Below are 7055 nucleotides of genomic sequence, written 5' to 3'. Positions count from 1 at the left end.
GCGCACGTCGGAGGAGACCACCCCGTAGTCGCGGAGCACGAACGAGAATTCGATGATTCCGAAGACGAGGAGCACCAGGATCGGCGTGATCAGTGCTGCTTCAACGGCGACGGCACCGCTCTCGTCACGGCGACGCAACCTTCTCAGGACACGGGTCACCGGTGTTCTCCCATCACGACTGTGTGAGTCCGGCGCTCCCCCGAAACACCGATCCTCGGGCGTCAGCGTAGAAGTCGCTCAACCGCCTCCGGAGCGGAATGGAGAAATTCGGCCATACCCTTTACCCCTGGCCGGTCTGGTCCAGACCAGCCTGGGGTGGGGCGTAGGTCACGACTTGGGCGGGTCGATCTCCTGCTGACTCAGCTCCTCGACGTTCACGTCCTTGAAGGTCAGCACCTTCACGTTCTTGGCGAAGCGGGCCGGGCGGTACATGTCCCACACCCAGGCGTCGCTCATGGAGACCTCGAAGAAGACGTCTCCGGACTCGGTGCGGGCCTTCACGTCCACCTGGTTGCACAGGTAGAAGCGCCGGTCGGTCTCGACGACGTACTTGAAGATCCCGACGACGTCGCGGTACTCACGATAGAGCGTGAGCTCCATCTCGGTCTCGTACTTCTCGAGATCCTCCGCGCTCATGCCGACTCTCCTTGCTCCCCGGGCCCTGCGGTCCCGACCCTAGTGCTCACGACGGCGGTGATCTGGGCAGCCCGCCGCACGTTGACGAACCGCAGCCGATGCTGGGAGCACGGACCGTGCTCGTCCAGCGCGGCGGCATGCCCGTCGGTGACGTACCCCTTGTGGGTCTTGAAGTCGTACGCCGGGTGCTCGCGGTCCAGCTCGACCATGATCCGGTCGCGGGTCACCTTGGCCAGGACCGAGGCCGCGCTGATGCAGGCCGCGACCCGGTCTCCCTTCCACATCGCCAGCCCGGGAACGCCGAGGCCGTCGACCGGGAAGCCGTCGGTGAGGACGTACGCCGGGGTGAGGGCCAGCAGCGCCACCGCGCGGCGCAGCGCCTCGACGTTGGCGACGTGCATCCCGAGCCGGTCGCACTCGTCGGACTCGATGACGACCACCGACCACGCCTGCGCCTTCCTCACGATCTGGGCGTAGCAGCGCTCCCGGGCCTTCTCGGTCAGCAGCTTGGAGTCGGCCAGGCCGGCGATCTCGCCGGCCTTCCCCGGCCGCAGGATGGCCGCTCCCGCCACCAACGGGCCGGCGCAGGCCCCGCGACCGGCCTCGTCGACCCCGGCGACCAGGTGCATCCCGGCGCGGCGCAGTGCGCGCTCGTACCCGTACAGGCCGGCGTCGCGCCGGACCGTGGCTCCCGGAGGCAGCCTGCTCACTGGCCGCCGGAGCCCGAGCCGGACGAGGCCGAGGACGGCGCCGGGATGCCAGCGAAGTCAGCAGGGCGGTGCAGGAAGCGGAAGCGGTTGCGCGGCCACAGCAGCACGAACACCTTCCCGACGACGTCGCTGACCGGGACGTAGGGATCGGCGGTGCAGTCGGTCGACTTCACGGTGCCTCCTGCGCACAGGTGCATCGTCGAGTCGTCGGAGTTGTCGCGGTTGTCGCCCATCACGAACACGGTGCCCTTCGGCACGGGGCCTGCGGTCCAGTTGCACGTGGTGGTCATCGGGCCGTTGCACGGCATGCCGAGCGTGCGCTTGATGTAGGTGTCCTCGTCCAGCGGATGACCGTTGACCAGGATCCGGCCCTTCTTGTCGCAGCAGTGGACCGTGTCACCGGCAACCCCGATGACCCGCTTCACCAGATGTCCACCCGAGGGGTAGAGCCCGACCTTGGCCATCAGCTTGCCGAGCGGGTTGGAGGGACCGGCGTCCTCCTCCTCGCTGAGCCACCCGCCGGGGTCCTTGAACACCACGACGTCTCCGCGCTGCGGGGTGCCGCCCAACCAGTAGGAGGTCTTCTCGACCAGGATCCGGTCGTTCTTGACCAGGCCCGGCTCCATCGACTCCGAGGGGATGTAGAACGCCTGCACGAAGAACGCCTTGATCACCACCGCCAGCAAGATGGCGATCGCCAGCAGCAGGATCGTCTCCTGCCACAACGGCAGATGCTTCTTGCCCGACGGCGCCGAGGGCTCCGGCTGGGACTCGTCCACGGAGATGCCGGAGCGTTCGTCGGTCACGTTCGAGAGCCTAACCAGTGGGTGTTTCCCGAGATGGGTCGCCGGCCTCAGGCCTCCCGGCGCTCCTTGATCTTGGCGGCCTTGCCGCGCAGGTTGCGCAGGTAGTACAGCTTCGCCCGGCGGACGTCGCCGCGGGTCACGATCTCGATCTCCTCGAAGATCGGCGAGTGGAGCGGGAAGGTCCGCTCGACACCCACCCCGAAGGAGACCTTGCGGACGGTGAAGGTGCGTCCGATGCCGGACCCCTGGATCCGGATCACGACGCCCTGGAAGATCTGGACCCGGGAGCGGGTGCCCTCGGTGACCTTCACGTGCACCTTGACGGTGTCTCCGGCGCGGAACTCGGGAAGGTCGTCGCGCTTGGCGGCGTTGCCGAGGTCGGTGATCGGGTTGGTCATGTCTCTCCTCACGAGTGCCACAGGCCAGCCGCGGTCGGAAAAGGCGTGTGCAGTTGGTGGTCGTCCGTGGTGGCCGGCGGCACCACGCTCCCCCTGTGGCAGGAGGCGGTGCGGAGGATCTCGATCGCTCAGTCTGGAGGCTCCGTGTTTGGCCGGACGGGCCGAGGAGCAATCTTGCCAGACGAGTGACGACCTGCGGAAATCAGCGTCGGCGCTTGGTCAGGATCACCGCACCGACCGGCCCCGGCGCCGGGCCCCGCAGGCGGTAGCCGGCCTTCTTGTACATCCGGAGGTTGTCGACACTCTTGGCGCCGGTCCACAGCTCGTACGACGTGACCTGGGGCGGTGCCGCGTCCTCGATGAGCTCGAGGAGGTAGCGGCCCAGCCCCCGACCCTGGAGGTCGGGAGCGGCCATCACGCGGCCGACGTCCCACACGGTGCCGCCCCCGGCGACCTTGCCGCGCGTGGAGCCGACGATCCGGCCACCGGCGAGCGCGACGAACGTCGTCCACTCCGACAGGCCGCGCACCGCGTCGTCGAAGGACTCCTGGAGCGCCGGGACGACGACGCCCGGGTTGGCCCACTCCTCCTGGAGCCAGCACGCACGCGTGAGCGTGAACAGCTCGCCCGCGTCAGCCCTGGTGGCGAGCCGGACCTCGAGGTCGAGCCCGCCCACGACCACCGCGGCCGCGGGATGGGCGAGGTCGGGACGTCGTGCCACGGTGCGGCGCAGCGACTCCGAGCGTCGCCACGCGGCGATCGCCTCGTGGTCACCCGACAGCAGCACCGCCGGGACCTCGCGACCTCGCCAGGTGGCGGGCCTGGTGTAGACGGGGTACTCGAGCAGACCGTCCTCGTGCGACTCCTCGGCGAGCGACTCGGGGTTGCCCACGAACCCCGGGATCAGGCGCACGACCGCCTCGACGAAGGCCGCAGCGGCGACCTCGCCGCCGTTGAGCACGAAGTCGCCCAGCGAGAGCTCGCGGACGTCGTACGTCGTGGCCGCCTCGTCGAGGACCCGCTGGTCGATGCCCTCGTAGCGACCGCAGGCGATCACCAGATGAGCGGACTCCGCGAGCTCACGCGCGATCGCCTGGGTGAACGGCGTGCCGCTCGGGGTCGGGACCAGGAGGGTCGGCCGGTGCTCGCCGCGGAGCTGGTCGAGCGCCTCTCCCCAGGGCTCGGGCCTCATCACCATCCCCGGCCCCCCGCCTGCCGGCGAGTCGTCGACGCTGCGGTGCCGGTCGTGGGTCCAGTCGCGGAGGTCGTGCACGCGGACGTCGAGCAGCCCCGAGGCCCGGGCCCTCCCCGTCAGCGACACGTCGAGGGAGTCGAACCAGGCCGGGAAGATCGTGACGACGTCGATCCTCATCGAGCCGGCCTCACGAGTCGTCCTCGGGGAAGGCCGTGACCAGACCCGGTCGGTCGGCCACCACGACGCGGCCGCCCGCGACGTCGACCTCGGGCACGAGCGCGGTCACGAACGGCACCAGCGTGTCCCGGCCGTCGGGCGTGCGGATCTGGAGCAGGTCCTGGGCGCCGTGCGCGACGGCGGTCACCTCGCCGAGGACCCGTCCGTCGACATCCTCGGCAACCAGGCCGACGAGCTGGTGGTCGTAGAACTCCTCGGGGTCGGCGGGGGTCTCGTCGGCCGGTACCTGGACGTGCAGCAGCAGCCCCCGCGCGGACTCCGCCTCCGTGCGGTCGGCGAGCTCGTCGAAGCGGACCAGGAGCGTGGTCTGGTGCCACCGCGTGCCGCCGACCGTCAGCGCGGGCCAGGGCGCGGCGGCGGCGTTCGGCCGCTCGGCGCGCACGACCGTGCCCGGCGCGAAGCGTCGCTCGGGCTCGTCGGTCCGCAGCTCGACGGTCACCTCGCCCCGCAGCCCGTGCGGCTTGCCGATGCGCCCGACCACCACCTCGAGGGTCGTCGGCTCGTCCACGCGGGTCAGGCTAGTGTGCCGCGCCGCAAGAGCGTTGCCTAGGCCCGTGCTCCGGGTGCGTGGGTCGCCAGGCGCCGGCGCGACGCTCTACCTGTCCGTCCAGCAAGCGACGGCAACGCAGCGAGGTGCGTGCTCGGGGTGCGGAACCATGCGTCGAACTTCCGGCGCGGGGCACTGGTGGCGCGCGTACGAAGTCATGGAACGGTTGCGCGACGCCATGGCTCGGCAGGGGCGTCGACCGGGCTCAGCGGCCGCGGTCGACGTCGACGAAGTCGATCCGCGAGCCGCCCTGGCCGGCCAGCGCCGAGATCACGGTGCGGAACGCCGTGGCGGTGCGGCCGTTGCGGCCGATCACCTTGCCGAGGTCGTCGGGATGCACCCGCACCTCGAGCAGCGGTCCGCGCCGTGTCTGCTTGTCGCGCACGACGACGTCGTCCGGGTGGTCGACGACCCCCCGCACGAGGTGCTCCAGAGCGTCGGCGAGCACGATCAGGCCTCGTCGCTCTTGGCGTCGGCGTCGACCTCGGCGGTCTCAGCCGTCTCGGCGACGTCGGCAGCACCCTGGGGCGTCTCGTCGGCCGGCACAGGAGCTGCCTCCTCGGCAACCACCGGGGCCTCTGCCGGAGCCTCTGGCAGAGCCTCTGGCGGACCCTCTGCCTCGGCGGGCGCCGGAGTCTCGGCCACGACCTCGGCGACCTCGGCCTCGGCGGGAGCCGGCTCGGCCGTCTTCGCCGCGGCCTTCTTCGTGGTGCGCCGGGTGACCGCCTCGCCCTTGGGCTCGCCCGAGGTCTCCTTGAGCGCCTCGTTGAAGATGTCCTGCTTGCTGCGCTTGGGCTCGGCCACCTTGAGGCGACCCTCGGTGTTCGCGTAGCCCTTGAACTTCTGCCAGTCGCCGGTGATCTTGAGAAGCTGGGCGACGGCCTCGGAGGGCTGCGCCCCCACGCCGAGCCAGTACTTCGCCCGGTCGGCATCGACCCGGATGTACGACGGGTCCTCCTTGGGGTGGTACAGACCGATCTCCTCGATCACCTTGCCGTCGCGCTTCTTGCGGGAGTCGACGACGACGATGCGGTAGTGCGGCGCACGGACCTTGCCCATGCGCTTGAGACGGATCTTGACGGCCACGGTTGTGGTGTCTCCTCGGCGGTTGTGAATGGTGAGGGTCGGCGCCGCGTGGGGACACGGGCACTCGCCTCGGTTGGCTGTCGAGCCACGGTTGAGAGGGACCAGGCAGGAACAGACTCAGCCCGAGATTGTGCCAGACCTCACCGGATCGGCCGAAATCGTGCAGGGTGACGGTGTGAGCACGTCGTACCCCGGGTCGTCGCCGTACGCCGTCCAGCCGCCGCTTCCGGTCAAGCGGCGCCCGCGCGCGTGGTGGTTCGCGCTCGGGATCGTGCTGATGCTCGCGTCGGCGGTCGTGTTCGGGCTCTCCGTGGCGCGGTTCGTGCACAGCGTGGCGCACACCGACGCGGAGTTCCAGAGCATCGGACGCCACCACGTGAGCGTGCCGGCACACGTCCGGCGCGGGCTCTTCAGGTCCGAGACCGACCCCCGCCCGCTGTGCAGGGCCGAGGACGGCACGGGCGCCCGGATCCGTTTCGAGCACGTGCAGGACCACTTCACCCTCAACGGCTGGATCGCCGTCGACACCTTCGACACCGGCGACGGCCAGCTCACCTTCACCTGCGGCCAGGGGCCCACGCTCGTCTCCGACGTCCGGATCGGGGAGGTCCCGACCGGTGGCGACTTCGCCCGGATGGGACTCGTCGGGATCGTCCTGCCCCTGGTCCTGGGCCTCGTCGGCTTCCTGGTGCTGCTCATCACCACGATCCTGTGGTTCACCCGCAAGCCACCCCGGCCCGGCCCGCCGTACGCCGCCGGGCCATTCGCACCAGGCCGGCCGGGGACCCCGCCACAGGGCTGATCCAGGAGTCCGCTCCGGCAGGTCGAGAGGGCTTCAGGTGCGCCCGAGGACGGCGGTCCCGCCGATCTCGTCGTCGGTCTCGACCGCCGCGCAGAGCCCCGCCTCGCGCAGCAGGCCGACCGTGCGATCGGCCTGGTCGCGACCGGTCTCGATCACCAGCCGACCTCCCGGGCGCAGCCAGGCCGACGCTTCCCGGGCGACCCGCCGTTGGACGTCGAGCCCGTCGGCGCCGCCGTCGAGGGCGACGAGGTGCTCGTGGTCGCGCGCCTCCCGCGGCATGGTCGCGATCGCCGTCGTCGGCACGTAGGGGGCGTTCACCACGAGCAGGTCGACGCGCCCGCGCAGGTCGCCCGGAAGGGCGTCGTACAGGTCACCCTCGTGGACCCGCTCGGGTGGCAGGTTGCGCCGCGCCGAGGCCACGGCGACGGGGTCGCAGTCGGCGGCGTGCACCTCGGCGGCGGGCCACCGGGCTGCGAGCGCGGCGCCGAGCGCGGCGGTGCCGCAGCAGAGGTCGACGACCAGGTCAGCGGGCTCGCGGGCGGCGATCTCGACGACCAGCCCACTGCGAAGGCGAGGGACGAAGACCCCGGGCTCCACGGCGATCCGGAGCCCGGCGAAGGACGCCCACCCGACGATCT

The 7055-nt window shown here is 70.9% G+C and carries 11 protein-coding genes and 1 pseudogene; 1 reads left to right on the top strand and 11 read right to left on the bottom strand.

The features are described from left to right. From VHW64_RS20250 to rpsP, 10 genes and pseudogenes are all read right to left on the bottom strand, one after another. A partial coding sequence (locus VHW64_RS20250) for a TadE/TadG family type IV pilus assembly protein (protein WP_414690442.1) occupies positions 1–159 on the bottom strand: 159 nt, incomplete at its 3' end. 168 nt (positions 160–327) lie between these two features. Then, positions 328–636, bottom strand: coding sequence for a DUF2469 domain-containing protein (locus tag VHW64_RS03335; protein ID WP_329649088.1), 309 nt, complete (start codon positions 634–636; stop codon positions 328–330). After that, entirely contained in the window at positions 633–1346 is a 714-nt protein-coding gene (locus VHW64_RS03330; protein WP_329649087.1) for a ribonuclease HII, read from the bottom strand. The genes VHW64_RS03335 and VHW64_RS03330 overlap by 4 nt, the downstream gene beginning before the upstream one ends. Then, entirely contained in the window at positions 1343–2152 is an 810-nt protein-coding gene (gene lepB, locus VHW64_RS03325; RefSeq protein WP_329649086.1) for a signal peptidase I, read from the bottom strand. Before lepB ends, VHW64_RS03330 begins: the two co-directional genes overlap by 4 nt. 47 nt (positions 2153–2199) lie before the next feature. Next, positions 2200–2550: a 50S ribosomal protein L19 gene (gene rplS, locus VHW64_RS03320; protein WP_329649085.1), complete on the bottom strand. Its 351-nt coding sequence runs from the start codon at positions 2548–2550 to the stop codon at positions 2200–2202. Between the two features lie 202 nt (positions 2551–2752). Next, on the bottom strand, positions 2753–3226 hold the full coding sequence (locus VHW64_RS03315; RefSeq protein WP_329649089.1) for a GNAT family N-acetyltransferase: 474 nt from the start codon (positions 3224–3226) through the stop codon (positions 2753–2755). A 24-nt stretch (positions 3227–3250) separates the two neighbouring features. Further along, positions 3251–3922, bottom strand: a pseudogene (trmD, locus tag VHW64_RS03310) (tRNA (guanosine(37)-N1)-methyltransferase TrmD); the annotation flags it as partial. 10 nt (positions 3923–3932) lie between these two features. Further along, the gene (gene rimM, locus VHW64_RS03305; protein ID WP_329649084.1) at positions 3933–4490 is read right to left on the bottom strand and encodes a ribosome maturation factor RimM; all 558 of its coding nucleotides are present in this window, start codon (positions 4488–4490) and stop codon (positions 3933–3935) included. A 244-nt stretch (positions 4491–4734) separates the two neighbouring features. After that, positions 4735–4977 (bottom strand): RNA-binding protein, encoded by a 243-nt coding sequence (locus VHW64_RS03300; protein ID WP_329649083.1) that lies wholly within the window; start codon positions 4975–4977, stop codon positions 4735–4737. A 2-nt stretch (positions 4978–4979) separates the two neighbouring features. Further along, the gene (gene rpsP / locus VHW64_RS03295) at positions 4980–5615 is read right to left on the bottom strand and encodes a 30S ribosomal protein S16 (RefSeq protein ID WP_329649082.1); all 636 of its coding nucleotides are present in this window, start codon (positions 5613–5615) and stop codon (positions 4980–4982) included. Positions 5616–5790: 175 nt separating this feature from the next. Between rpsP and VHW64_RS03290 the strand changes: the two genes are divergently transcribed. Beyond that, positions 5791–6417 (top strand): hypothetical protein, encoded by a 627-nt coding sequence (locus tag VHW64_RS03290; protein WP_329649081.1) that lies wholly within the window; start codon positions 5791–5793, stop codon positions 6415–6417. Positions 6418–6450: 33 nt separating this feature from the next. On the opposite strand, the gene VHW64_RS03285 is transcribed toward VHW64_RS03290, so the two are convergent. Next, positions 6451–7055: putative protein N(5)-glutamine methyltransferase (locus VHW64_RS03285; RefSeq protein WP_329649080.1), on the bottom strand; the 605-nt coding region annotated here is incomplete at its 5' end.

The sequence above is a fragment of the Nocardioides sp. genome (genome assembly GCF_036267815.1).
Classification (GTDB): domain Bacteria; phylum Actinomycetota; class Actinomycetes; order Propionibacteriales; family Nocardioidaceae; genus Nocardioides.
This window is presented reverse-complemented; position numbering and strand designations above follow the sequence as displayed.

Excerpts from the sequence above, each read along its gene's own strand:
- VHW64_RS03335 (WP_329649088.1), bottom strand. The coding sequence starts at position 636 with ATGAGCGCGGAGGATCTCGAGAAGTACGAGACCGAGATGGAGCTCACG.
- rplS (WP_329649085.1), bottom strand. The coding sequence starts at position 2,550 with ATGACCAACCCGATCACCGACCTCGGCAACGCCGCCAAGCGCGACGAC.